This is a genomic window from Pseudomonas sp. FSO-7 (assembly GCF_059579345.1).
Genome location: NZ_CM184193.1, coordinates 3,815,458 through 3,839,935 on the forward strand (window position 1 = coordinate 3,815,458; position 24,478 = coordinate 3,839,935).

General features: G+C 62.0%; 17 protein-coding genes. 6 read left to right on the top strand and 11 right to left on the bottom strand.

The window, feature by feature from the left end:
* Nucleotides 1-35: 35 nt before the first annotated feature.
* The 3 genes from AC515T_RS16540 to AC515T_RS16550 form a co-directional block, all read right to left on the bottom strand.
* A complete protein-coding gene (locus tag AC515T_RS16540) occupies nucleotides 36-722 on the bottom strand; it encodes a response regulator transcription factor (protein WP_496529194.1) in 687 nt (228 codons plus the stop codon).
* 82 nt (nucleotides 723-804) lie between these two features.
* Nucleotides 805-1,398 carry a lecithin retinol acyltransferase family protein gene (locus AC515T_RS16545; RefSeq protein WP_122565576.1) on the bottom strand — a complete coding sequence of 198 codons (594 nt, stop codon included), beginning with the start codon at nucleotides 1,396-1,398 and terminating at the stop codon, nucleotides 805-807.
* 134 nt (nucleotides 1,399-1,532) lie between these two features.
* A complete protein-coding gene (locus AC515T_RS16550; protein ID WP_496529195.1) occupies nucleotides 1,533-7,016 on the bottom strand; it encodes a trifunctional serine/threonine-protein kinase/ATP-binding protein/sensor histidine kinase in 5,484 nt (1,827 codons plus the stop codon).
* 349 nt (nucleotides 7,017-7,365) lie between these two features.
* On the opposite strand from AC515T_RS16550, the gene AC515T_RS16555 reads away from it, so the two are divergent.
* The 5 genes from AC515T_RS16555 (at nucleotide 7,366) to AC515T_RS16575 (ending at nucleotide 14,098) form a co-directional block, all read left to right on the top strand.
* On the top strand, nucleotides 7,366-7,746 hold the full coding sequence (locus tag AC515T_RS16555) for a response regulator transcription factor (protein WP_496529196.1): 381 nt from the start codon (nucleotides 7,366-7,368) through the stop codon (nucleotides 7,744-7,746).
* Between the two features lie 986 nt (nucleotides 7,747-8,732).
* Nucleotides 8,733-10,190, top strand: coding sequence for an efflux transporter outer membrane subunit (locus AC515T_RS16560; RefSeq protein ID WP_496529197.1), 1,458 nt, complete (start codon nucleotides 8,733-8,735; stop codon nucleotides 10,188-10,190).
* Nucleotides 10,187-11,749, top strand: coding sequence for an MFS transporter (locus AC515T_RS16565; RefSeq protein WP_496529198.1), 1,563 nt, complete (start codon nucleotides 10,187-10,189; stop codon nucleotides 11,747-11,749). Before AC515T_RS16560 ends, AC515T_RS16565 begins: the two co-directional genes overlap by 4 nt.
* A gap of 6 nt (nucleotides 11,750-11,755) precedes the next feature.
* On the top strand, nucleotides 11,756-12,787 hold the full coding sequence (locus AC515T_RS16570) for an HlyD family secretion protein (protein WP_496529199.1): 1,032 nt from the start codon (nucleotides 11,756-11,758) through the stop codon (nucleotides 12,785-12,787).
* A gap of 207 nt (nucleotides 12,788-12,994) precedes the next feature.
* A complete protein-coding gene (locus tag AC515T_RS16575) occupies nucleotides 12,995-14,098 on the top strand; it encodes a sigma-54 interaction domain-containing protein (RefSeq protein WP_496529200.1) in 1,104 nt (367 codons plus the stop codon).
* A gap of 161 nt (nucleotides 14,099-14,259) precedes the next feature.
* Here AC515T_RS16575 and AC515T_RS16580 read toward each other — a convergent pair whose 3' ends face one another.
* From AC515T_RS16580 to msuE, 8 genes are all read right to left on the bottom strand, one after another.
* Nucleotides 14,260-15,054, bottom strand: a complete 795-nt coding sequence (locus AC515T_RS16580) for an ABC transporter ATP-binding protein (protein ID WP_496529201.1) — start codon at nucleotides 15,052-15,054, stop codon at nucleotides 14,260-14,262.
* A 56-nt stretch (nucleotides 15,055-15,110) separates the two neighbouring features.
* The gene (locus tag AC515T_RS16585) at nucleotides 15,111-16,436 is read right to left on the bottom strand and encodes an ABC transporter substrate-binding protein (RefSeq protein WP_496529202.1); all 1,326 of its coding nucleotides are present in this window, start codon (nucleotides 16,434-16,436) and stop codon (nucleotides 15,111-15,113) included.
* 72 nt (nucleotides 16,437-16,508) lie between these two features.
* Nucleotides 16,509-17,576, bottom strand: a complete 1,068-nt coding sequence (locus AC515T_RS16590) for a branched-chain amino acid ABC transporter permease (protein ID WP_496529203.1) — start codon at nucleotides 17,574-17,576, stop codon at nucleotides 16,509-16,511.
* Nucleotides 17,577-17,587: 11 nt separating this feature from the next.
* Complete coding sequence (locus AC515T_RS16595; protein WP_122565586.1) at nucleotides 17,588-18,469, bottom strand: branched-chain amino acid ABC transporter permease; 882 nt, start codon at nucleotides 18,467-18,469, stop codon at nucleotides 17,588-17,590.
* A gap of 67 nt (nucleotides 18,470-18,536) precedes the next feature.
* Complete coding sequence (locus AC515T_RS16600) at nucleotides 18,537-19,319, bottom strand: ABC transporter ATP-binding protein (RefSeq protein WP_496529204.1); 783 nt, start codon at nucleotides 19,317-19,319, stop codon at nucleotides 18,537-18,539.
* 13 nt (nucleotides 19,320-19,332) lie between these two features.
* The gene (locus tag AC515T_RS16605) at nucleotides 19,333-20,493 is read right to left on the bottom strand and encodes an AMP-binding protein (RefSeq protein ID WP_496529205.1); all 1,161 of its coding nucleotides are present in this window, start codon (nucleotides 20,491-20,493) and stop codon (nucleotides 19,333-19,335) included.
* 14 nt (nucleotides 20,494-20,507) lie between these two features.
* Nucleotides 20,508-21,605 (bottom strand): dimethylsulfone monooxygenase SfnG, encoded by a 1,098-nt coding sequence (sfnG, locus tag AC515T_RS16610; protein ID WP_496529206.1) that lies wholly within the window; start codon nucleotides 21,603-21,605, stop codon nucleotides 20,508-20,510.
* 40 nt (nucleotides 21,606-21,645) lie between these two features.
* Nucleotides 21,646-22,209, bottom strand: a complete 564-nt coding sequence (gene msuE / locus AC515T_RS16615; RefSeq protein ID WP_496529207.1) for an FMN reductase — start codon at nucleotides 22,207-22,209, stop codon at nucleotides 21,646-21,648.
* A gap of 376 nt (nucleotides 22,210-22,585) precedes the next feature.
* Here msuE and AC515T_RS16620 point away from each other — a divergent pair, with 376 nt between their 5' ends.
* Nucleotides 22,586-23,830, top strand: a complete 1,245-nt coding sequence (locus AC515T_RS16620; protein WP_496529208.1) for an acyl-CoA dehydrogenase family protein — start codon at nucleotides 22,586-22,588, stop codon at nucleotides 23,828-23,830.
* The last annotated feature ends 648 nt before the right edge of the window (nucleotides 23,831-24,478 follow it).

The following is a 24,478-nucleotide window of genomic DNA, read 5'->3' on the forward strand; positions in this document are numbered from 1 at the left end:
TGTAATTTTTTAGTCAATAAAACTTTTTATCGACATCACTTATCAGCCTTCAATTCGTGAACCCTCATCGACTCTGCCCCGTGCCCAGTGCCCAGTGCTTCGGCCATCCGGACCAGGTCCGCAAACGACTTGGCACACATTTTTTTCATGGCGTGGGCGCGATGGATCTTCACGGTGATTTCGCTCAGGTTCATCTGCCCGGCAATTTGCTTGTTCATCAGCCCCGTGACCGCAAAACCCATGACCTCTTTTTCACGCACGGTGAGTGTCTGGTAGCGGGCATGCAAATCGGAAAACTGTTGCTCGACTTGCCGCCGCCGGACATCCGCCTGAAGCGCGGCGGACACTGCATCCAACAGGTTCTGTTCACGGAAAGGTTTCGCCAGGAAATCCACGGCACCGGCCTTCATCGCCTTGACTGACATCTCGATGTCGCCGTGACCGGTGATGAAAATGATCGGGATATTCGAATTCGACTCCGCCAACTGCGCCTGGAAGTCGAGGCCACTGGCGCCTTGCAGCCGTACATCGAGGACCAGGCAGCTGGGGCACTCGGTCTTTGGTTGCCGAAGAAATTCCGCCGTGGAAGCAAATGTCTCGACGCGAATCCCGACAGAGCGCAGCAGGTTACTCAACGCATCGCGCATGGAGGCATCGTCATCCACCACGAACACAATGGAACCTTTGAAACCCGGCTCATTGGATGAAGAATTACCGTTCATTCACGCCCCTTCCGACGAGTGAAACGAAAAAAAGTGTAGCACAGCGACCTTGCGCGACTTGCCCTCGTGCCCTGAGGAGAAACTAGGCAATCAGATGCGGTTCCAACATCGAAATAAAAGCGAAAAGATAACGGGGACGCTGGAAGTAGGCATCGACTTGGGCGCTGTAGTGTTTTCCGCTGATGCACCAGTTGCAAAAGTGCTCGCAGTTGTTGGACAGGATCCGGTATTGGTTTTCCCCGAGCCGTGAACGCGCCCGCTTGACGACTTCATCGTTGGAATATTCATACGGCTCTTGCGCTATCCAGACCGGTTTGCCATGGGCGAAATGTTCAAGCTCGATCACTTCGATGGGGCCGGATCTCAGCGAACCGCTGAACCCGGAGTAGTGAGCGACTTTCGCGCCGCCCAGGTAGATCCCGTGATGCAGGTAGAATCCGCGTGGACTGATCAGGTGCGCGCCGATCGGCAACGTGTCCCCCGCCTGTTCGACATGCACCCACTTCAAGGCCATGTCAGACAGGCCGCGGTTGCAGGCCGCTGCGCACATCTGCCCGTCAAGCATCGGCGTCCCCAGGCGATAGAAAGCGCTCGACGTCACGAGCGTCATGAAAATCAGCGCGATCGAACGAAGCGCAGAAAGTCCATCCATTGCCCGGTGAGTTAAATCGATCATGGCGCATACTCCGCAACCCTTGAGGCCAATCTATCGCCGGGGTTGCGCAGTTGCATTTGTACGTGGGAGTGGTGCCGGTGATCTATTGATATGCGGCTTTTAAACCTAAGTATGAATCGGACGCTGTCCAGACCTCAGGCATGCATTTGCCCCTGGACGATGGGCAACGTGAATTGAACGGTAGCGCCACGGGGTTGGTTGGCACTGGCCTTCAAGCGGCCGCCGTGGGACTCGATGATCGAACGACAGATCGATAACCCCAAGCCCAGGCCGGTGGGCTTGGTGGTGTAGAACGAAGTGAACACTTGATCGACGTTTTCCGAGGCGAACCCCGGCCCCGAATCGCTCACGCTTACCAGTACCCAACCGGCCTCCGCCAACGTTGCACAGACCCACAACTGCCGTTCGCCCTCGTTGACGCTGCTCATCGCCTCGAGCGCATTCATGATCAGGTTGAGCAACACCTGTTGCAACTCGACCCGATCACCCTCGATGAGCGGCAAGCCGGCGGCCAATTGCGTCTGGATCGAGACGCCACGCTTGATGATCTGGCCACGGGTGAACTCGATCATTTCGCCAATGGCCACGTTGATGTCCACCGGCCCTTTTTGCGGTGGCGCCTTGCGGATATGCCCGCGGATCCGACCCAGCACATCCGCCGCCCGATTGGCGTCGTGGATGAGACGGCCCAGTACCTGGCGAACTTCCTCGATTTCGGGTGGCTGGGTGTTCAGCCAACGCAGCGCGGCATCGGCATTGAGGATCGTTGCGGCAATCGGCTGGTTGACTTCATGGGCGATCGAAGCCACCAACTGCCCCATGGTCGCGACGCGGTTGGCGTGGGCCAGCTCGGTTTGCACCTCGCGATAACGTCGCTCGCTTTCGCGGATTTTTTCTTCGGCCTGCCGGCGTTCGGTCAGGTCCAGCACAAAGGCGACCCCTTCCCTGCTGCCGGCCTCGAACAGCGCCAATCCGACAATGACCGGCAGGCGACTGCCGTCCTTCCTGAAATATTCCTTTTCGTAAGGCCGGGCGTGCCCGGTGAGCAGCGCCTGGGCCAAGGAACGTTCGCTCAGCTCCCGGAACTCCGGCACCGTCAGGTCCCTCCAGCCCAGGCGACCCAAGGCCAGATCTTCGCGCTCGTAGCCCACCATGCGCAGAAAGGCATCGTTGGCTTCGATGATGTCGCCATCGGCATTCCAAAACACAATCCCAATGATGTTGGCGTCTACCAGGCGCCGGATCCTCGCTTCACGCCCGGCGACCTCACGGTACAAACGGGCATTTTCCAACGAGATGGCCGCACGGGATGCCAACAGGTTCAACACGGCGATCCGGGTTGGGTTGAATACATGGGCGACCAAATTGTTTTCCAGGTAGAGCGCGCCGACAAGCTTGGCCTGGTTCAGCAACGGCACGCAGAGAATCGAGCGGGCGCGCTGCTGGCGGATATAAGGGTCTGCGGCAAACGGCGCCGCGATCTGGGCATCGTCAAGAAAAACGCTCTCTCCAGTGCGCAGGACGTGGTAGAGAATGGACTCTGGCAACAGTGCCGCGCTCACCGGGGCATTGTGGATTTGCGTTGCGTGGTTGCCAGTGGTCACCTGCGCCGCGACACGGTGCTCGCCTTCGCTCGACAGAATCAATAACCCGCGTTCGGCGCCGGCCTGTTCAATGGCCGTACACATGACCATGTCGATCAGCTTATCCAGCACGATTTCACCGGACACCGCCTCGGAGACCTTGAGCACGGTGGCAAGATCCAGGTGCTCGACCGGTGTCGTCATCGTCGTCGTTGGACCGGGCACAGCCGCTTCGGTCCTCAGCAACGGATACGTATTCTCCAGCTGTCGCACCTTGCCGTCGGCGCCCCAACGCTGGTAGGCGTAGCGGGCGTCCTGGAGGTAGAGACGGGCGATTTTGCCGAAGCCACGGGCGGCATAGAAGCGCGCCGCGAGTTCATTGGCCAACGCCTCGACATGGACGAAACCGCTGTCCTGTGCGGCCTGGATGGCTTGCTCGTACAGCAGCTCGGCATCGATGACTCGACCTTCGACCCGGGCAATTTCAGCACCGACCAATGCGGTGCGGCTCGCGAAGTTCTCCGGACATTGCTGCGCCCACGTCTGGAGTTGACGGTGATCGACCGCCATCGCTACCCAGTAAGGTTCGCGCTCATCCACCGGCACACGGTCGCAACAGGCAGCTCGCGCCAGGGCGCCGTAGAAATGGTATTCGGCCTCCTCGAAGAACGACTGGCAAACCCAGAGCAGACCCTGGGCCTTTGCCGCCGCTGCCAGGGCCGCTTCAGGATCGTCAGCCAGGTAGCGGGCCTGCAGTTTGCGGACCCAGTACAAACATTCAGCCAGTACCAGGTCCGGGTTGCTGGACAAATGGGTTTCGATGGCCGGCTCGCTCAACTGGCCATCGTCCAGGATGCCGAAAGTCAGCGTCACGCCGCGAAGCATCCGGATCAGCGCCAACTGCGCGACGATAAAGTCCGTCACCAGCCCGAAGTGCACCGTCCTGGCGTAGGCCAGGCCCCGCTCCGCTTCGCCCTGTACATCGGCCAACGGCTCGCCAGCGAACAGCAGATCGGCGGTGAGGTTATTGCCCGCATACGCTCCGTACGGCAGGTCGCCGATCCGGTTCGCCGCCGCAAACGACCGACGCAACAGGTCCCGGCACTGCCCCACGGGCTTCATCCAACGCACGGCAAAACAGGAAAAGCACAGATAAGTGCTGGCCTCGAATCGCCTCAGGCCGCCTTTTTCAACGAGGTCGCAACCGAGCTGGCCGAAGCGGAACCCTAGCTGATAGTCCCCGAACCGCCGGCCCGCGACCCGGAAAAGATTGGCGTACAGCACGCAGGACGCATCGCAGTTTCCCTGCTCCAGGCTCAGGGTGACCGCCTTGCAGATCAACAGGTCCGCCAGGTTCGCTTCACTCTGCAACGCCGGCGCAAAGAGCTTGCCCAGTGCGTTGAGCGTCGCCAGGGACGTCGCGTCCTCCATCAGCGGCAGATCGATGAGGTCCTCGATGGCCCGGTCGCCCAGCAGTTCGCCGATGCGGTCGTACTCGTCTCGCACATCGTCGTCGCTCGGATGGGCCGACCACTCGATCCCCACATGACGCAGATAGTCGAGACAGACAGCCACCGCACCATCGCTGCGATCCAGGAGCAGGTAGACGTCCATCAGCAGGCACGCCACGTTGGCCCGTTCGATCACCGTCAAGGCGCGATCGGCAAGGGCCTTCAGGCGTTCGTCTGCGGCACCGAGTTGCCCGGTAAGGAACTCGCATTCGGCCCGGTTCAATTCCAACGCGAAAATCAATTCATGACGACATGTCCAGCAATCCTCATCCAGCAACTGCGCACCAGTGGCCAGGTAGTTGAGCGCCGAAGCATAGGCCGTCGAGGCCTTGGCCCGTTGGCCGGCCATCAGGTTGAATTCAGCCAACTGCTCCCGCTCAACCCGGTCGGTGAGCAATGCCGCGCCGCGATTGAGCTGGCCGACGATTTCAAAAATCGTCTCTTCAAGCGCTTGCGCGCCCGTTTGCGCCGCGAGCAGCCGTCCGATGCGCAGGTGCGTCTCGGCACGCGCGGCCTGGGGAATCAGCGAGTAGGCGGCCTCATGAATACGGTCGTGAACGAATCCATAGGCATCGTCGAGCCGCTCGACCAGTTCCTGGCGAACCGCCTCCCACAGGACCGCCCGGACCTGCGCCGCGGGGATGTCCAGAACGGTGGCAAGCGCCTTGAGCCCGGCCACGTTGCCCAGGCAGGCCAGTTGCTGCAGCGCCTGCTGCGTGTCGGCCGGCAAGCGGACCAGTTTGCCGACCATCAGGTCGACGACATTGTCGGTGTAGCCCTTGGCGTGAATGCGCTGCGGATCCCACCACCACTGCCGGACCTCGTGGTCGAAGGTCAGTAATCGCTCGTCAGCGAGGGCCTGCAGGAACTGGATCACGAAGAACGGATTGCCTGCGGTCTTGTCCAGCACCAGTTGGGCCAGCGGCTCGATGCGCTGAAGCGCGTCATGCAGGGCTTCAGCGATCAACTGCTCGATATGCTCCTTGGCGAGGGGCGCCAGAGTGATCTCACTGACCTTGCCCCCCGCGTTCCGAATGGCCTTGAGCTTGCCCGTCAGCGGGTGCGAGGCATCCACCTCGTTGCTGCGGTAGGCGCCCACCAGCATCAGGTGCCGCACATCGGCGCTGATCAGCAGATCCTCCAGCAGGTCGAGCGTGGCCGCGTCGAGCCACTGCAGGTCGTCGAGAAACAGGGCGAGGGGATGATCCGCGCGGGCGAACACACCGATGAAGCGCCTGAACACCAGCAGGAAGCGGCGTTGTTCCTGTTGGGGATCGAGCGCCAAGACCGCTGGCGGCTCACCGATGATGAGCTTGAGTTCGGGAATCAGATCGGTCATGAGCCGCGCATTGGCGTCCAGCGCCTCCAGCAACGCATCGCGCCAACTCGCCAGTTCCGTGTCGCTCTTGCCCAGCAACGTGCGCACCAGGCTCTGGAAGGCCTGCACCAGGGTCGAATAAGGAATGTCGCGCCGGTATTGATCGAACTTGCCACTGGCGAAGAGTCCCCTCGGCGGAACCAGGACCTTGTGCAACTCATTGACCACCGAGGACTTGCCGATACCGGAGTAGCCGGTCACCAGCACCAGTTCCGGGGCGTTGGTTTCGACCACCCGACCGAACGCCGTGACCAACGTCTCGACCTCACGTTCACGGCCGTAGAGCTTCTCGGGGATCAACAGCCGATCGGATGCGCCCTGTTCACCCAGCGCAAAGGCCTCGATGTGCCGCGATTGCGTCCACTCCGCCAGGCAACGGCGCAGATCATGTTCGACGCTCGCGGCCGTCTGGTAGCGCTCCTCGGCAGTCTTGGCGAGCAGCTTCATGACAATCAGGGAGAGCATCTGGGGAATGGTTTCGACCCGCTCACTGGGCGGCGAGGTTTTTTTGGCGATATGGCAGTGAGCCCACTCCATCGGGTCGGACGCGGTGAACGGCAGCGAGCCGGTCAACATCTGGTACAGCGTGACGCCAAAGGAATAGAGGTCACTGCGCGAATCGATCGAGCGATTCATCCTGCCGGTCTGCTCGGGGGCCATATAGGCGAGGGTGCCGGCCAGGGTCTCGGGGGCCTGTCGCTCCCGCGGCAGTCGCGAGGCCAGGCCGAACCCGGTAAGCCGGGCCTGGCCATCGGCGCAGTTCACCAGGATGTGACTGGGTTTGATGTCCTTGTGGACGATACCGCGCTGGTGGAGCTTGCCCAGCGCCACGGCAATGCTCACCGCAAGGCGCAAGAACGTCGCCGTTTCCATCGGTGCGATCAGCAACTGCACGAGCGGCACGCCGCCGGGATCCTCGAGCAACAGTCGCACCTGGGGCCCTTCGCGCACCATGTCGAGCGGTTGCACCGACCAGGCGCGATCGAGTTCATCCTTCAGGCCGAACTCATGGGCGAGCCGGTCAAGGCAACCGGGGCGAGGCTGTTCGGTCGCGGGTCGGGCCACCAGGACCGTGTTGTCGCCGTCTGTACCCGAGCGCAATTCTCGACAGAAGATACGCTCACCATCGTCCCATAATATTTGCATGCTGTTATCCATCGGCACAGGAACACTATTTGGATTGTTCTGCCGCACTTTGCCGTCGGCTGTCGTCCAGTGTCATGTCGCACTTGCCGATGTCGTCGCCCGAAGGCGACTTCCGTGGCTGCACTGGATACCTGAGGGTCAAACGTGTGCCGGGATCCAGGACGGGGCGTGTTGCGTTCTTTAGATTAGCGCCTCACGAAAGCCCTTCACAATTTTTTCGTGGCCTGGCGCAGTATCCGCCCCCCAGCGCCAACCCTTTGGTCTTAGGGCGTCATACGTAGGTATACTTCTGCGCCTTATGGGACCGCGTATCGTGTAGTCACGACAGGCGCTGTTACGAGCGACCCCTATGACGCAAGCCACGCAGATGCGCAACACGACAACTATCGCCGTTGTTGACGATGACGAATCCGTTCGGACAGCCCTGGATAGCCTGTTGCGTTCCAGTGGTTATAACGTTCGAACCTATTGCAGTGCCATCGAATTCCTGGACGCCAATGCCCCGGCAGGCACGCACTGCCTGATTTCCGATATCCAGATGCCGGGCATGAGTGGTGTTGAGCTGCATGAACGGCTCGGTGCCATGGGGTTGCGGATCCCTACCATCTTCATCACCGCTTACCCGGACCTTGGTGCACACATACCGAGGTTGGTCGCCTGCCTGCCTAAACCCTGTGATGCCGACAAGCTGCTGGACTGCATCGAGGTGGCGCTGCGTCCGACACACTGATGTCGTTGTGTCGATCGCGCTTCCCCCCTATGCAGGCTGGGTCCGCTCCCACAGGTTTTGTGATGCACATGAGTTTTGTATCCACTGAAGATCCAATGTGTGTGTGTGTGAGCTTGCTCGCGAAGGCGGTGGTTCAGCCGATGAAGATGCTGGATGTGCCGGCCTCTTCGCGAGCAAGCTCGCTCCCACAAGGGGACTGCGGCGTACATAAGTTTTGTGTCTACTGATAATCCAGTGTGGGAGCGAGCCTGCTCGCGATAGCGGTGGTTCAGTCACATGGATGTTGGGCTTGCCGGCCTCTTCGCGAGCAAGCTCGCTCCCACAAGGGGACTGCGGCGTACATAAGTTTTGTGTCTACTGAAAATCCAGTGTGGGAGCGAGCCTGCTCGCGATAGCGGTGGTTCAGTCACATGGATGTTGGGCTTGCCGGCCTCTTCGCGAGCAGGCTCGCTCCCACAGGGAAACGCGGCCCCACCCAAGAGCCAGGTCGGCTGTCAGGCCGCCTCGCGATGGACGTTGATCTGGAGCGCCCCGTTAACCACGCTGGCTGAACGAAGGCATGCCGAGCCTAGGCGAGGCACCAAGTGGTGGGGCATAAAGCGCTTTGGTTACTTTCGACTGGGCCGGCTTCCGGGCTTTTCGAAAGTGACCCGCTGTAAGAGCAGAACCGCCAGCAGCCGTGACCGCAGCAACGGATATACACACCATCCTTACCTAAAAACCATGCCTCTCAGAAAAAAAGATCAGAATTTCCGGAAACGGCTTAAGTGAGCAGTATCACCTCGCCCCCTTGTCCCCCCGACTCAAACACATACCTTCGTATACATCCCCACCACTGAGGTATGGCTTGGCTGAACCGATGTAGAAGTGCCCTCGCCGCAATCGCTCAATACCATGACCCCACAGCGGACGACTCTTTATCCAGGATCGATTGAGCCCAGGCGCACGCTCGCGGAGCTACGCTGCAACCTTGCGGGGACCTGCCCATGTCGGCTTTTTTCGAGTTACTTCAACGCCGCCTGAACCCCATGGTCGTGCTCACCACACTCGCCCTCACCGGCTGTGCGGTGGGACCCGACTTCGTGCAACCCGAGGGCGAACTTGACGCCGCGCAACTGACGCCCCGACCCGAGCACGGGAGGGACGCTACCCTGCTCCCTGCCGCCGTCCCCAGCCAATGGTGGCAACTGTTCAACGACCCGCTGCTCACCCAACTGCAATCACGGGCACAAGCCGGCAACCTTGATTTGCAGATGGCCGCCGAGCGCATTGATCAGAGCCGGGCACAACTGGGGATTACCGCTTCGCAACTGCTGCCCAGCGTCGGTGCCAATGCTAGCTACGCCCGAGAGGCGCTCAGCGAACATGGCAAGTTCGCCGCACTGGGCGCCCCTACCGAGCCCAGCAATTTCTGGCAGCTGGGTTTCGATGCCAGTTGGGAAATCGATCTGTGGGGCCGGGCCCGCCGTGCGCGCGAAGGTGCGGCGGCGACCCTGGAGGCGACGGTCTATGATCGCGAAGCCGCTCGGATTGCCCTGGCCACCGAAGTGGCACGGACCTACCTGCAACTGCGTGGCACCCAGGCGCAACTGGACATCGCCCGACAGAACCTGGCGATCGCCGAGCGCACCCTGGGCCTGGCCGAAAGCCGCGAGCGCAATGGCGTGGCGACACGCTTCGAAACCTCATCCGCTCGCGCGCAGTTGGCGACGCTCAAGGCTCTGCTTCCCGAACTGGCTCAACGTCGCAACGCCCAGATGAATGCCCTTGCGCTGTTGATGGGTGAACCACCCCGCGCACTCGATGCACAACTGCGCCAAGCCATGCCCTTGCCTTCGCTGCCCACCCGGGTTCCGGTCGGGGTGCCGTCTGAACTGGCCCACAGGCGCCCCGACATCCTGCGCGCCGAAGCGCAGCTCCACGCTGCCACTGCGGCCATCGGCGTGGCCAAGGCGGACTTCTATCCACGCATCGGCCTGAAAGGGCGAATCGGCATGGAAGCGTTCGACAGCGGCGACCTGGCCAGCTGGGACGCTCGCTTCTTTTCCGTCGGGCCGACGGTTTACCTGCCGATCTTCCAGGGGGGGCGCTTGATGCAACGCCTGGCCCTGAACGAATCGCGGCAAAAGACCGCTGCCCTGGCCTATCGGCAAACCGTATTGCGCGCCTGGCACGAGGTGGACGACGCTCTGGATGCCTGGGCCGCGCAGCAGCGCCAACATGAGGAACTGCTGCTGTCGTATGAGCAGAACCGGCAAGCACTGCACGCGGCCGAGCGCGGCTATCAACAGGGTGCCGCCGACTACTTGAGTGTCCTCACGGCACAATTGAATGTGCTTGCCAGCCAGACCAGCCTCAATGCCAACGCCACCAACGCCACACTGACCGTGGTCAACCTCTACAAATCCCTGGGCGGCGGCTGGAACCCGGAGCAGCGTCCATGAACAGCATCGCTTTATCGCCCGCGCCCGTCATGACCCGCGCAACCCCCTTGGTCAAGTCTTCGAAACGCCCGCTGGTTGGCCTGGTCGGTATTTTCCTCGCGGCCATGATGGCCGGGCTGAACACCCGGGTCGGCGCGTTGGCGCTGGCGGACGTGAGAGGCGCGTTGGGCTTTGGCTTGGACGATGCGTCCTGGCTCACCACGGCGTATAGCGCCGGAGAACTGATCGCCATGCCCTTTTCGGCGTGGTTTGCCCTGACGCTCTCGGTCCGGCGCCTTGAGCTGTGGATGCTCGCCACCTGTACATCGTTGGCGCTGCTCCTGCCGTTCATCCATGACCTCGAACTGCTGTTGGGCCTGCGCTTTGTACAAGGCGTCGCCAGCGGCACGACAATCCCATTGCTGATGATGGCGGCCCTGAAGTTCCTGCCGTCACCCGTGCGGTTGTACGGCCTGGCGATGTACGCGATGACCGCGACCTTCGCGCCCAACCTGGCCATCTGGCTGGCAGGACAGTGGACAGATGAACTCCAGGATTGGCGCTGGGTGTACTGGCAGATCGTCCCTTTGGCCCTGATCGCCGCCGGCTTGATCGCTTGGGGATTGCCACGGGAATCGGTTCAGCGCCCACGCTTTCGCCAGGCCAATTGGGCCGGCATGGCCTGCGGCGTACCGGCTTTTGGCCTGTTGACCGTCGTCCTGGATCAAGGCGTGCGGCTGGACTGGTTCCATTCACCGTTGATCGCTTCGTCACTGGTCGCTGGTCTGGCCTTGCTGGCGATCTACCTGTTGACCGAGTGGTTTCATCCCTCGCCGTTCATCAAGTTGCAGATCCTGGGGCGCCGCAACCTGGGGCTGGGCTGCATTCTGTTCGTCTCGTTGTTGGTGGTGCTGATGTCCAGTTCACTGCTGCCGGCCAGTTACCTCGGGCCGCTGCAGGACTATCGCCCGTTGCAGATGGCCTCGATCGGGCTGATCGTCGCGCTGCCGCAATTAATCCTCGGAGCTTTGGTGGCGCTGCTGCTCTACCAGAAATGGGTCGATGCGCGCCTCGTGTTCGCCTTGGGGCTGTGCCTGATCGCCCTGGCCTGCCTTTGCGGCGCGCAGTTGACCAGCGAGTGGAACCGCGACCAATTCGTCGTGGCGCAAACGCTGCAAGCCCTGGGGCAACCAATGGCGGTGGTGTCGATGCTGTTTCTGATCACCAGCGTGGTGCAGTCTGCCGAAGGCCCTTATGTGTCCGGCACCATCAACACCCTGCGCGCCTTCGGGTCGTTGTGCGGTGCGGCGCTGGTCGGACAGTTCGTGGTCGTGCGCAGCCGCTTCCATGGGGAAATGTTGCTGGACCAGGCGGCCCTGGCAAGCAACGCCGAGGCTTTTACACCGGAGCCCTCACAACTGCTGGGCATCGTCGGCCAGCAGTCGGTGGTGCTGTCGATCGCCGATGCCTATCGCGCGCTGGGCCTGCTGGCACTGCTGTTGATTCCCCTCGTGCTTCGGCTGACCTACATCCCGGCACCTGTCAAGCAGGCCGCCTCATCCTCCTCCTCACAGGGGTAATTCATCATGGCCTTACCGAAGAAAGCCCAGATCATCAGTGTCGTGCTGCTCGCCGCGGCAGTCGCTGGAGTTGTCTATTTCAATCGCCCCGAATCCAGCGCATCGACCCAATCAACGGAGGACGCTTATGTCCACGCCGATTTCACCACGGTAGCGCCGCAGGTGTCCGGTACGGTCGAGACAGTGTTGATCGAAGACAACCAGCGGGTCGAGAAAGGAGACTTGTTGGCGACGCTGGATGACCGTGATTTCGTGGCCGCCGTGAACGCAGCCAAAGCCCAGGTTGTCAGTGCCAGGGCCAGCATCGCCAGCCTGCAAGCGCACCTGAGCCGACAGCAGACCGCCATTCGCCAGGCACAAGCGGCGGTGGCCGCGGATGAAGCGGCACTCAAGCTGGCCCATGCCAACCAGGCGCGGTATCGCAACCTGGCCAACGATGGCTCAGGCACCGTGCAAGCGCGGCAACAGGCTGAAGCGCAATTGAGCATTCAGTTGGCGCGCCGGGACAAAAGCGAGGCGGGTCTGCAGGCGGCCCGGCAGCAAGTGGACGTCCTCAAGGCCGATCTGGAAAAAGCCGATGCCTCCCTTGCCCATGCCCAGGCCTCGCAGGCCATTGCGGAACTGAAGCTGTCCTATACCCGTATCACGGCGCCGATTGCCGGCACGATCGGGCAGAAATCCGTGCGCATCGGCGCTTTCGTGAATACCGGGAAGCCCTTGCTGGCGATTGTGCCGCTCGAGGCCGTCTACATCACCGCCAACTTCCGCGAGACGCAACTGGCGCACGTCGCGACAGGCCAGGTCGTGAACATCGAGATCGATGCGTTGCCAGGCGAGTCGCTAGCGGGCACCGTGCAAAGCCTGGGGCCGGCCAGCGGCGTCAGTTACTCGACCATTGCGCCGCACAACGCCACCGGCAACTTCACCAAGATCGTCCAGCGCTTGCCCGTGCGTATTCGCATCGACCCCGACCAGCCCGCGGCAGCGAAACTGCGGGTGGGGATGTCCGTTACCCCGCATATTCGTACTGACGGATAAATACCAGGCCCCCAAGAGACGGTGGCAGCAAGCCCTTGCTCTCACCGTCGGCCCAGTCCTAAGCAAATAACTTAAAGTTATTTATTATCATTTTTTTAGATCATTTAGATTAAGCCTTAAGCCCAATGGCTTCTCGCGGTGTTGCCATCAAGGAGCGTTGGCACTCCTCACCTTCCGTCACGGCAATCTCATTAACGGGCCACCGTCATGCAGCTTCTAACGCTACCTCCCTCCCCCGGCCTGGCCACCTCGATTCGTGCCACGGCCCAGGTCTTCGAAGACCCCACCTCCCGCGCCTTGCTGGCTCACCTGCAACAAGTCGCGCCCAGTGACGCCAGCGTGTTGATCATCGGCCAGACCGGCACCGGCAAGGAATTGGTGGCGCGCCATATCCACAACCTCAGCGCCCGTCGTCACAAGCCGTTCGTTGCGGTCAACTGCGGGGCGTTTTCCGAGACCCTGGTGGAGGCCGAGCTGTTCGGCCATGAAAAAGGCGCCTTTACCGGCGCATTGACGGCCAAGGCCGGTTGGTTCGAGGAAGCGGACGGCGGCACCCTGTTCCTCGATGAAATCGGTGATTTGCCGTTGCCGATCCAGGTCAAGTTGCTCCGGGTACTGCAGGAACGCGAAGTGGTTCGGCTGGGTTCGCGCAAGAGCATCAAGATCGATGTGCGTGTGTTGGCGGCCACCAACGTACAGCTGGAAAAAGCCATCAATGCCGGGCACTTTCGCGAAGACCTCTATTACCGCCTGAACGTGGTCAGCCTGGCGCTCAAGCCGCTGCGCGAGCGGCCCGGCGACATCCTGCCGTTGATACGCCACTTCATTGCGCAGTACAGCCACAGGCTCGGTCACGGCGAGGTGACGCTGGACGCCCAGGCGCAGCGCAAATTGCTCGACTATTCCTGGCCGGGAAATATCCGCGAGTTAGAAAACGTCATCCACCACACGTTGCTGATTTGCCGCAACAAAGTGATCGGTGTGCAGGACCTGCACCTGTCGAACTTTCGCATCGAGCGCCAGGACAACCCACCGGAGGCTGCCCCTCAAAGCGCAGAGGCGCTCTTGCAGAAAGCCTTTGAGAAACTGCTCGAGCAGGAGCATGGCGATGTGTATGAAAAGGTCGAAGCCGAGTTGTTGCGCACCGCCTACCGATACGCTAACTGCAATCAGGTCCATACCGCCAGTCTGCTGGGCCTGAGTCGAAACGTCACCCGTACGTTGCTGATCAGGATTGGCGAGCTGGTGGTCAATCGACGCCGCCCGGCGCTGGACACCCGGGATGGCCAGGTGATCAACCTGTCGACCTGAGCCCCCCGTGGCGAGGGAGCTTGCTCCCGCTGGGGTGCGAAGCGCCCCCAATCAAGCGGATGACATCCACCTGATACAACGCGGTGACTGGCTTTGGGGCTGCTGCGCAGCCCAGCGGGAGCAAGCTCCCTCGCCACAAAAGCAATTCGGCGAGGGCTCTTTTATGGGGAGCGCTGTGCTTCCATCCCAGCCGCTTGCTGGTCCCGCGTCCGCGCACCCAGGTAGAAATCCTGTAGATCGCCGCGCGCCGCCAGTTGTTCGGCGCGGCCTTCACTGACCACGCGACCGCTTTCCAGCACGTAACCATAGTGGGCGTAACGCAGGGCGATGTTGATGTTCTGTTCGGCGATCAGGAAACTGACGCCGTCGCGCTGATTGAGCTGGCGGATGATCTCGAAGATTTCCTCGACAATCTGCGGCGCCAGCCCCATCGACGGTTCATCCAGCAAGACCAACTGCGGCCTGGCCATTAATGCTCGGCCTATGGCGATCATCTGTTGCTCGCCGCCCGAGGTGTAGCCGGCCAGGCTTTTGCGTCGCAGTTTCAGGCGGGGAAAATGGCCATAGACTAATTCCAGATCGGCCAACAACTGACGCCGTGGTACTTGGCGCGCCAGGGCACCGGCCAGAAGATTTTCCTCCACGGTCAACTGGGCAAAGCAATGCCGGCCTTCCAGCACTTGCACCAGGCCGTTTGCCGCCAAGGTGTGAGGCGCGCTGTGGGTCACCTCGCGCCCCTGGTAGACAATCCGCCCCCGCACCACGTCGCCCCGCTCGGCGCGCACCAGGTTGGAGGCCGCTTTCAGTGTGGTGCTTTTGCCCGCGCCGTTGGCGCCCAGCAGCACCACGACCTGCCCTTTTGCCACCTCCAGCGACACGCTGCGCACGGCCAGGATGGTCTGTTCGTAGAGGACTTCAATATCGTCGATCTGCAAGATCGGCACGTTCGTCGCCATGCTGTTTCGCCTTTTCAGATAGCGACCGGACGCCCGCGCCCGGTCGCCGCGATGCCTCAGGATTCCTGACTGCAATCACGCGGGGTAATGCCTTTTTCCCGGGCATACTGGTGCGAAGACGCTTCGATGATCGGCCGCAACAAGGCGCGGTCGGCCTGTACCCAGTCACTGATCAGCTTCCACTGCGTACCGTCCCATTGCTGGAAGCGCACCGCACCACCGCCTTCATGGTCCGAGCACGACAGCTGCAACGGCTGCACCAACCCCAGCGCCCCCAGTTCCTTGAGCCGTGCATCGTCGAGTTTGAGATTCTCGAAGCCCCAGCGCACCTGCTCGCCGGTCAGGGGTTGCTTGCCAAATTTCTGCTGGGCAATGCGCAGCGCTTCGACGTTGAGGATGCCGTTGACCACGCCGAGGTTGTAATACACGGTGCCGAACCGCTTGGGATCGGCCAGGTCGCCCTGTCCGGCGTCGACCACTTGCTGCTTGATGCCCTGCAACACCGGAAAGTCGGTGCCCGAAGGGTGCGTGGTGATGGCGATGAAGCCCTTGGCCGCGGCACCGGCCGGCGCGGCGTCGTCTTCGGAGTTGCTCCAGATGTTGCCGATGATGTGGTCGGCCGGGAACCCGACTTTCTGCGCGGTTTTCAGCGCCACCGGGTTCATCACCCCCCAACCGCGCAGGATCACCCAATCGGGTTTTTCCCGGCGGATATTCAACCACTGCGACTGTTGCTCGTTGCCCGGGTGCGGCACCTCCAGCAAGGTCAGCGCAAAACGGTACTTGTCGGCCAGGGTCTGCAGGACCTCATTGGTTTCCTTGCCGTAGGGCGAACCGTGGTACAGGGTGACGATCTTCAGGCCCTTGAGCTTGTCCAGCCCGCCGGCGCGCTGGCCGATGTAATTGATGATCGCCGAGACCTCGGAATACGGGTTCAACTGCAACGGAAAAACGTAGGGGAACACGCTGCCATCGGTGGAATCCGTACGCCCATGGTTGATGGTGATCAGCGGTAGCTTGTCGGCCGTCGAACGTTCCAGGGTCGCGTAGGCAATGCCCACCGACAGCGGGTTGGTGGCCGCCGCTGGCGCGCCGTTCAAGCCTTTCTTCAGACGTTCGTAGCACTCCACGCCTTTCTCGACCACGTACTCGGTTTCGCACTCGCTCCAGGTCAGCTTGACGCCGTTCACCCCGCCGTTGGCGTTGACGTACTTGAGGTAGTCGATGAAGCCGCCGAAAAAACCGGTGCCGCCGGCTGCATAAGGGCCGACGCGATAGCTTTGCAGGGGGAAGTATTGTTCGTTGTCCGCCTGGACGGTGAAGGCCGCGGCGGTGAGGCTCAGGGCCAGTGCCAGGCTACTGGCGAATGATCGTTTGAACATCGGATTTTCCTTGTTATGAAGCCATGGATAAGCCAACAAAATGGAACTGCAGACCCGTGCTGTGCGCATCGCTCAGTAGCGCAACGGCCACAGCCGTGCGCGCTGGCGAAATCTCTGCCAGAGGCGCGCGAGGCCCTCTGGCTCCTTGATCAGGAACAGGATGATCAGGGCGCCGAAGATCATCTTCTGCAGGTTCTCCACCTGGCCGGCGTCCACCAGCCCACCGGGCAGCAGCGACACCAGGTTCGAGAGCAACACCGGAAACAGCACGATGAAGGCCGCGCCGAGGAAGTTGCCCAGCAGGCTGCCGAGGCCGCCGATAATGATGATGAACAGGATCTGGAACGACCGATTGAGGTCGAACCCGTGGGGCTCCACCGTCCCCAGGTAAGCGAAGGCCCAGAGCGCGCCGGCCACCCCGAGGAAAAAGCCGCTGATGGCGAACGCCAGCAGCTTGGTTTTCGCCAACGCAATGCCGATGACCGCGGCGGCGGTGTCCATGTCGCGCACCGCCATCCAGTTACGTCCCAACTCGCTGCGCACCAGGTTCTTGCCCAGCCAGAACAGCGCCACCACCACGCTCAGGGTCAGCAGATAGCGGCCAGCCGGCGCGTCGAGATTCACCCCGAACACATCCAGGCGCGGCGCACTGATCACGCCCGAGGCGCTGTTGTTGGAAAACCAACTGAACCGGGTCAGCGCCCAGGTCACGAAGAACTGCGCCGCCAGGGTCGAGACCAGCAGATAGAAGCCCTTGATGCGCAAACTCGGCAGGCCGAACAGCACCGCCACCAACGCCGCCGTGAGCCCGCCCAGGGCAATACTGACCAGCAACGGCAGACCGGCGACCCGTATTTCAAGGTTGTAGGTGGCGAAAGCCCCCACCGCCATGAACGCCGCTGAACCGAGGGACAGTTGCCCGGCATAACCGGTGAGCAAATTGAGCCCCAACCCGGCCAGGGACAGCACCAAAAACGGAATCAGGATCGCGCTGAACCAGTAGTCGTTACCCAGCCAGGGCACCCCGACGAAGGCAAACAGCAGCAACGCGGCGAGTCCGTGACGGTCCTGGCGCAGGGCGAAGACCCGGCGGTCCTGGGCATAACGTGTGTTGAACTGGCCTGCTTCTCGATAAAACATGATGCGCTCCCCTAAACCCGTTCGATGGCCCGTTCGCCAAACAACCCCGCCGGACGCACCAGCAGAAACAGCAGCGCCAGCACGTAGGGAAACCAGTTCTCGATGCCACTGCCGATGAAGGGCCCGAGGTAAACCTCTGCCAGCTTCTCCGAAGCGCCGATGATCAAGCCGCCGACAATCGCGCCGCTGATGGAGGTGAAGCCGCCAATGATCAACACCGGCAAGGCCTTGAGCACCACCAGCGAGAGCGAGAACTGCACGCCCAGACGAGCGCCCCAGAGCAGGCCGGCGACCAACCCGACAAACCCCGCCACCGCCCACACCACCACCCAGACCCGCTGCAAACGAATGCCCACGGCCAGCGCCGCCAGCGGGTCATCGGCCACCGCCCGCAACGACAATCCGAGCCGGGTCTTGTTGAACAGCCAGGACAACAGCAGCACCAGGAACGCCGCGGTCAATGCGGCAAAAATGTCGAACTGCGACAACAGCATCCCGCCCAGTTCCAGCGGTTCATCACTGATACCCAGTTCCAGGCCATGCACCTGGGCGCCCCACAGCGCCTGGGCGAAGCCTTCGATGACGTAGGACAGCCCAAGGGTGGCCATGAACAGCGTGATCGGCGAACGGTTGACCAAGGGCCGCAGCACCACGCGCTCCACCGCCACGGCGATCAGCACCATGGCCGCCAGGCTGATGACGAACGCCAGCCAGAACGGCACGCCCCGCTCCAGCAGGCTGACGAAGGTCAGCGCCGAGAACAGCACCATCGCGCCCTGGGCGAAATTGAACACCCCGGAGGCCTTGTAGATCAGCACGAAACCGATGGCCACCAAGGCGTACATCACCCCCGCCAACAATCCGCCAATCAATACTTCAAAGAAAAATTCCATCGCCGCTCCTGTTCTGCGGGCGCAACTTGCCAGCCCTCCCTGACGGGAAGGCGTCGAATATCCGGTGTCAGTGGTGAGTGCCCAGGTAGGCCGAAATGACCTCGGGGTTCTGCCGTACGTCTTCAGGCGAGCCGTCGCCGATCTTGCGACCGTAATCGAGCACCACCACGTGGTCGCTGATGTCCATGACCACGCCGATATCGTGCTCTATCAACACCACCGTCGTGCCCAGCTCACGGTTGATGTCGACGATGAAGCGGCTCATCTGCTGCTTCTCGTCGGCGTTCATTCCGGCCATGGGCTCGTCCAGCAGCAACAGCCGAGGCTCCGCCGCCAGCGCGCGGGCCAGCTCCACCCGTTTCTGCAAGCCATAGGGCAGCGTGCCCACCAGGACGTCGCGCCAGGGCTGCAAATGCAGGAACGCGATGACCCGTTCGGCCGCTTCGCGCTGGCTGTCATCCTCGGCCCGGGCGCGACCGATGCGCAGCGCCTGCTCGATCCAGGTGCTGCGGCGCTTGAGGTTGCGTCCGGTAAGCACGTTGTCGAGCACGCTCATGCCCTTGAACAGCGCGATGTTCTGGAATGTCCGGGCAATGCCGCGGACCGCCACGTCGTGAGGGCGCATCCGGCGCCGCTCCTGTCGATCAAAACGGATGTGCCCGTCCTGGGCCTGGTACACGCCGCTGATGACATTCAGCAGCGAACTCTTGCCGGCGCCGTTGGGGCCGATCAAGGCGCAGATCTCACCGGTGGCGACGCGAAAGCTAATGTCCGTGACCGCTTTGACGCCTTTGAATGACAGCGAAATATGCTCCAGCTCCAGCAAATGCGTGACGGCCGTCTGGGTCATGGGACGTCTCCTCTCAGGCCAGTTGCGACTGGAGACCCGTCCAGTCATCGGTGGTGCGCTGCACCAGGTTCGACGGCGCTTCCCAGTGGGCCGCATCCTCCCATCGGCGAACCCTGATACCCAATACCTGGAAAAAGGCCTGGGTTTCGGGCGGCAAAGCATCGCCCACCAACAGCGGCGCGCGGGTCCGGGAAAAACCCAACACATCGCGCAAAGGCCGACGAACCAGCCAGTCCCCCAGATGCCGTTGCAACAGCCCCGGCTGCGCCGCCAACGCCCAGTCCACCAGCCCACGGGACCAACCGCCCGACTCCGGCAAACGCTCCAGCGCATAGCGGTGCAAACGCTCATAGGTTTCCTGCGTCCCGGCCACCAGCGTCGGGCCCAGCTCACGACGGTCGCGATCTCGGGTCGCCAGGTTCTCAGGGAAGTTCAGGCGAAAACCGGCCATCAACCAAGGCGCCAGCAGATAGCGGGCTTGCCCGCCCGAGGCGAACGCCCGTGCAGCCAATGCCTCTTCCTGTCGGCCCAACCCTTCGCGCACCAGCAACCGCTGGCCCTCCTGCAACAGCTCGGCGTGGCTGACGCGTTGCTCCTCAATCGCCTGGCCGGCCCCGCGATAAAAGACAAAGGCCGTTTGCAGCACTCGCCCTTGCGGCGCCAGGTCATCGATTGGCCGCTCGGCAACCAGCGCGGCGTAATCCAGCGCTTGCGCAAATGGCGCCGCATCCGACAGGCCACGCTTGTCGAGGTAGACCCACACTCCCACGGCCACCTGCGCCGCACGCAGACGCCGCATTTCTTCCACGCCTTCGACCAGGACGAAATCCGGTTGCAGCGTGGCGAGCCGTTGCACCTGTTCGGCCGCTGCGTCCAGCGGGTCGAACAGGCTCGCCACGCCACCCAGCCACTGCGCAGCCAATGCGGCAAGCAGCGCCTGCGGCCTGGGTCGGCTGATGATCGTCAGGGTCGCGCCCGCCGCAAAACCACGGGTTTGCAGGGCACTCGCCAAACGACGCACCTCGTCGGCCACATGCGCCCAGGTTCGCTCCTGCCAGACACCCAGGTGCTTATGGCGCAACGCGACGTCCATGCCGTGCCGATGTGCCTGGCGCTGCAACCACTGGGGCAAGCTGGCCGGGACCGCGTCGGGGGTGTCGGTGAACGTGCCCATGCTGCCTCCCGCGCCTAAGCGACCGCCGCCGTTTTGGCTGCCACGTTGCGTTGTTCCAGCTCACGCACCAGCGGCAGCACCTTACGGCCGAAATACTCGACTTCTTCCTGGAAATGCAGGAAACCGGCGAGCACCAGATCCACACCCACGGCCTTGAGTGCGACGATGCGTTCGGCGATCTGCTGCGGCGTGCCGATCAGGTTGGTCTTGAAGCCATCGTTGTATTGCACCAGATCCTCAAAGCTGGATTTGGCCCAGTTGCCCTCGCCTTCCGGGCTGGACTTGCCGGCCTGCTTCGCCGCATCGCCAAAGGCATTGACGGCCTCGGGATCGGCCTGGTCGATGATCTGGGCGAGGACCGCACGCGCCTCTTCTTCGGTGTCGCGGGCAATGACAAAGGCGTTCACGCCGACCTTGACCTTGTGGTGGTTGGCCGCCGCCTTCGCCTGGAGGTCATCGATCTGCGCCTTGACACCTTCCACGGTATTGCCGTTGGTGAAGTACCAGTCCGATACCCGGGCGGCCATGTCCCGAGCCGCACGTGAACTGCCGCCCTGGAAGATCTCCGGGTGTTGCTGCAGTGGTTTTGGCTTGAGGGTGTAGTCGTGGAAGCGGTAGAAATCACCGCGCAAGGTGAAGTTGTCGGTGGTCCAGATGCCCTTGAGCGCGGTGATGAATTCTTCGGAGCGGCGATAGCGCTCATCGTGCTCCAGCCACGGTTCGCCAATGGCCGTGAACTCGCCCTTGAACCAGCCCGACACGATGTTGACCGCCACCCGGCCGCCGGTCAGGTGATCGATGGTTGCGATCTGCTTGGCCAGCACCGACGGCGTCCACGGCCCCGGCAACACCGCGGCGATGACTTTCAGGCGCGTGGTGGCGGCCAGCAAGGCATGACTGAACGCCACGGACTCATGCTGGTATTCAGCACCGTAACCGGCGGTAAAACGCACTTGGGACAGCGCATAGTCGAAGCCGGCCGCCTCCGCGATCTGGGCCAGCTTGCGGTTGTAGTCGATGCCCCAGTCGGTGCGTTGTTCGATTTTGCTGACCACCAGCCCGCCACTGACGTTGGGCACCCAGTAGGCAAATTTGATCGTGTCCTGGCTCATTGCATGTACTCCACGGCTCGTTTTGAAAGGAAAAAATCGATCAGGCGGCACTGGCGTTGCGCTGGGTACTCGGGCCCAGGCTCAGCAACGCTGACTCGACGGCGCGCTCGATGCGCTCCAGCACCTGTGCGCTGGAGATCCGGTATTGGCTGAAATCGGTTTCGCTGGCATAGACCCCCACCGGCAGGCTCAGGGCCTGGAAGAAGCCGAACAGGGGCCGCAACTGGTGATCGATGATCAAGGCATGACGATCCGAGCCCCCTGTCGCGGCCAACAACACCGGTACGTTCTTGAGGGCTTCGTGATGAACGAAATCGAACAGGTGCTTGAACAGGCCGGTGTACGAGGCTCGGTACACCGGACTGGCGGCGATCAGCAGATCGGCCGATTCAATGGCATGCAGATCCTCCTGCACGGCAGCCGGCAAGGCCTCGCGGCGCAACACCCCGGCGAACTGCGGACCGACCTTGGCCAGTTCGATCAAGCGCACCTCGATCGGCAGTTGCTGCCCGAGCCGGTCCACCAACGCCTGGAGCAGTGCCAGGGTGCGTGACGGGTGCTGCACGCTGCCTGACACCGCCACCACTTTGAATTGCTTGCTCATCGCTTACCCCATGCCTGGAGACGCCACCTCGGCGTCTGCACAAGGTGTAGAGCAGCAACCGTGCCAGTTGAATATCACCTTAATAATCAATGGATTACATGAATCATCGAACCACTGCACTGTCGCCCGACGGACAAGCTGTTGGTCCGCTGTTGCCTGGCGAACACCTGGCGTGTCGATGCCCGTCACGGCAACTGTTGCCCGGCACACAGTTGCGCAACAGATTGTCCGCAGCCAGGACAGCCTTTCATCGATGAATGCCCTAAAGACCCCGCATTTACGGGCGTCGGGCCCCGGGCATGGACTGTGCAATGGCCTTGGGCACCGGCAGGTTTTCACCCTGCCCGCCTACTCGCCATCCAGAAGGAACACCAACATGACCGCACAGCAACAACACCTGCCGCCGATCCTTTCCACGGGCACCGACTATGAGCCCTTGGCCGAACGCTTCCGACCGATCTTTGCGCGCATCCAGGCCGGCGCCCTGGCGCGTGAGCAGACGCGCAGCCTGCCCTTTGAACAGGTGAAATGGCTAAAGGAAGCAGGCTTTGGCGCCATCCGTGTACCGGTCGAATATGGCGGCGCCGGGGCCTCGTTGCCGCAGCTGTTGCAATTGCTGATCGAACTGGCCGAAGCCGATTCCAACCTGCCCCAGGCCTTGCGCGGGCACTTTGCATTCGTCGAGGACCGCCTCAATGCCCACGCGAGCAGCCCACAGGACCTATGGTTCAAGCGCTTCGTCGAAGGTGAACTGGTTGGCAACGCCTGGACTGAAGTCGGCGCCGTGAAAATCGGTGAAGTGGTTACCCGGGTTTCCCAGCAAGGCGATCAATGGGTCGTCAACGGCACCAAGTACTACAGCACCGGCAGTATTTTCGCCGACTGGATCGACGTGTATGCCCAGCGCGACGACAACGGCGCCGACGTGATTGCCGCCGTGCGCGTGCACCAGCCGGGCGTCAAGCAAAGCGATGACTGGGACGGCTTTGGCCAACGCACCACCGGCAGCGGGACGTCGTTGTTCGAGAATGCACTGGTCGAGGCGGAAAACCTCATCGACTTCTCTACCCGTTTCAAATACCAGACTGCGTTCTATCAACTGGTCTTGCTCGCCGTGCTGACCGGCGCCGGCCGCGCTGCGGTCCACGACATCACCGAGCAAGTACGCAGACGCACACGGATTTTCAGCACCGGCAATGCCAGCGCAGTGAGCCAGGACGTGCAGGTGCAGCAAGTGATCGGCAAGGCTTCGGCCCAGGTCTATGCCGCCGAAGCCACCGCCCTGCGCGCCGCGAACGCCGCCCAACGCGCCTATGAAAGCCGCTTCAGTCAGAACGCCGAGACCGAACACACCGCCAACATCGCCGCCGAGCTGGAGTCGGCTCAGGCCCAGGTGGTGATTTCCGACCTGGTGTTACGCGCCACCAGTGACTTGTTCAATGCCCTCGGTGCTTCGGCCACCAGCACCAGCAAGGCCCTCGACCGTCACTGGCGCAATGCTCGCACTGCTGCCTCGCATAATCCGTTGATCTACAAGGAGCGCATTATTGGTGATTGGGAGATCAATGGGACGGAGCCGCCGTATGTCTGGCAGATTGGTGGGGGGTCGAAGCAGCTTTGAGTGCTGAGTGCTTGAGTGCTTGGGTCGGTGTGTATATCCGTTATTTAGGTAATGGCGGCTTATGGTTCCGCCTTTACGGCGGGTCACTTTTGAAGAGCGCAAAAGTCACCAAAACGCACTTGCCCCACCACTCGGCACCTCGCTAGGGCTCGGTGTGCCCTCACTCCGGCATCTATGTGGCTGAGCCTCCGCCATCGCGAGCAGGCTCGCTCCCACAGGGGTGCTGTGTTGGACATGAGTTTTGTGTTCACTGGAAATTGAATGTGGGAGCGAGCCTGCTCGCGATGGCGGTGGTCCAGTCACAGGGATGCTGGGCTGCTGGCCTCATCGCGAGCAAGCTCGCTCCCACAGGGGTGCTGTGTTGGACATGAGTTTTGTGTTCACTGGAGATTGAATGTGGGAGCGAGCCTGCTCGCGATGGCGGTGGTCCAGTCACAGGGATGCTGGGCTGCTGGCCTCATCGCGAGCAAGCTCGCTCCCCACAGGGGTGCTGTGTTGGACATGAGTTTTGTGTTCACTGGAGATTGAATGTGGGAGCGAGCCTGCTCGCGATGGCGGTGGTCCAGTCACAGGGATGCTGGGCTGCTGGCCTCATCGCGAGCAAGCTCGCTCCCCACAGGGGTGCTGTGTTGGACATGAGTTTTGTGT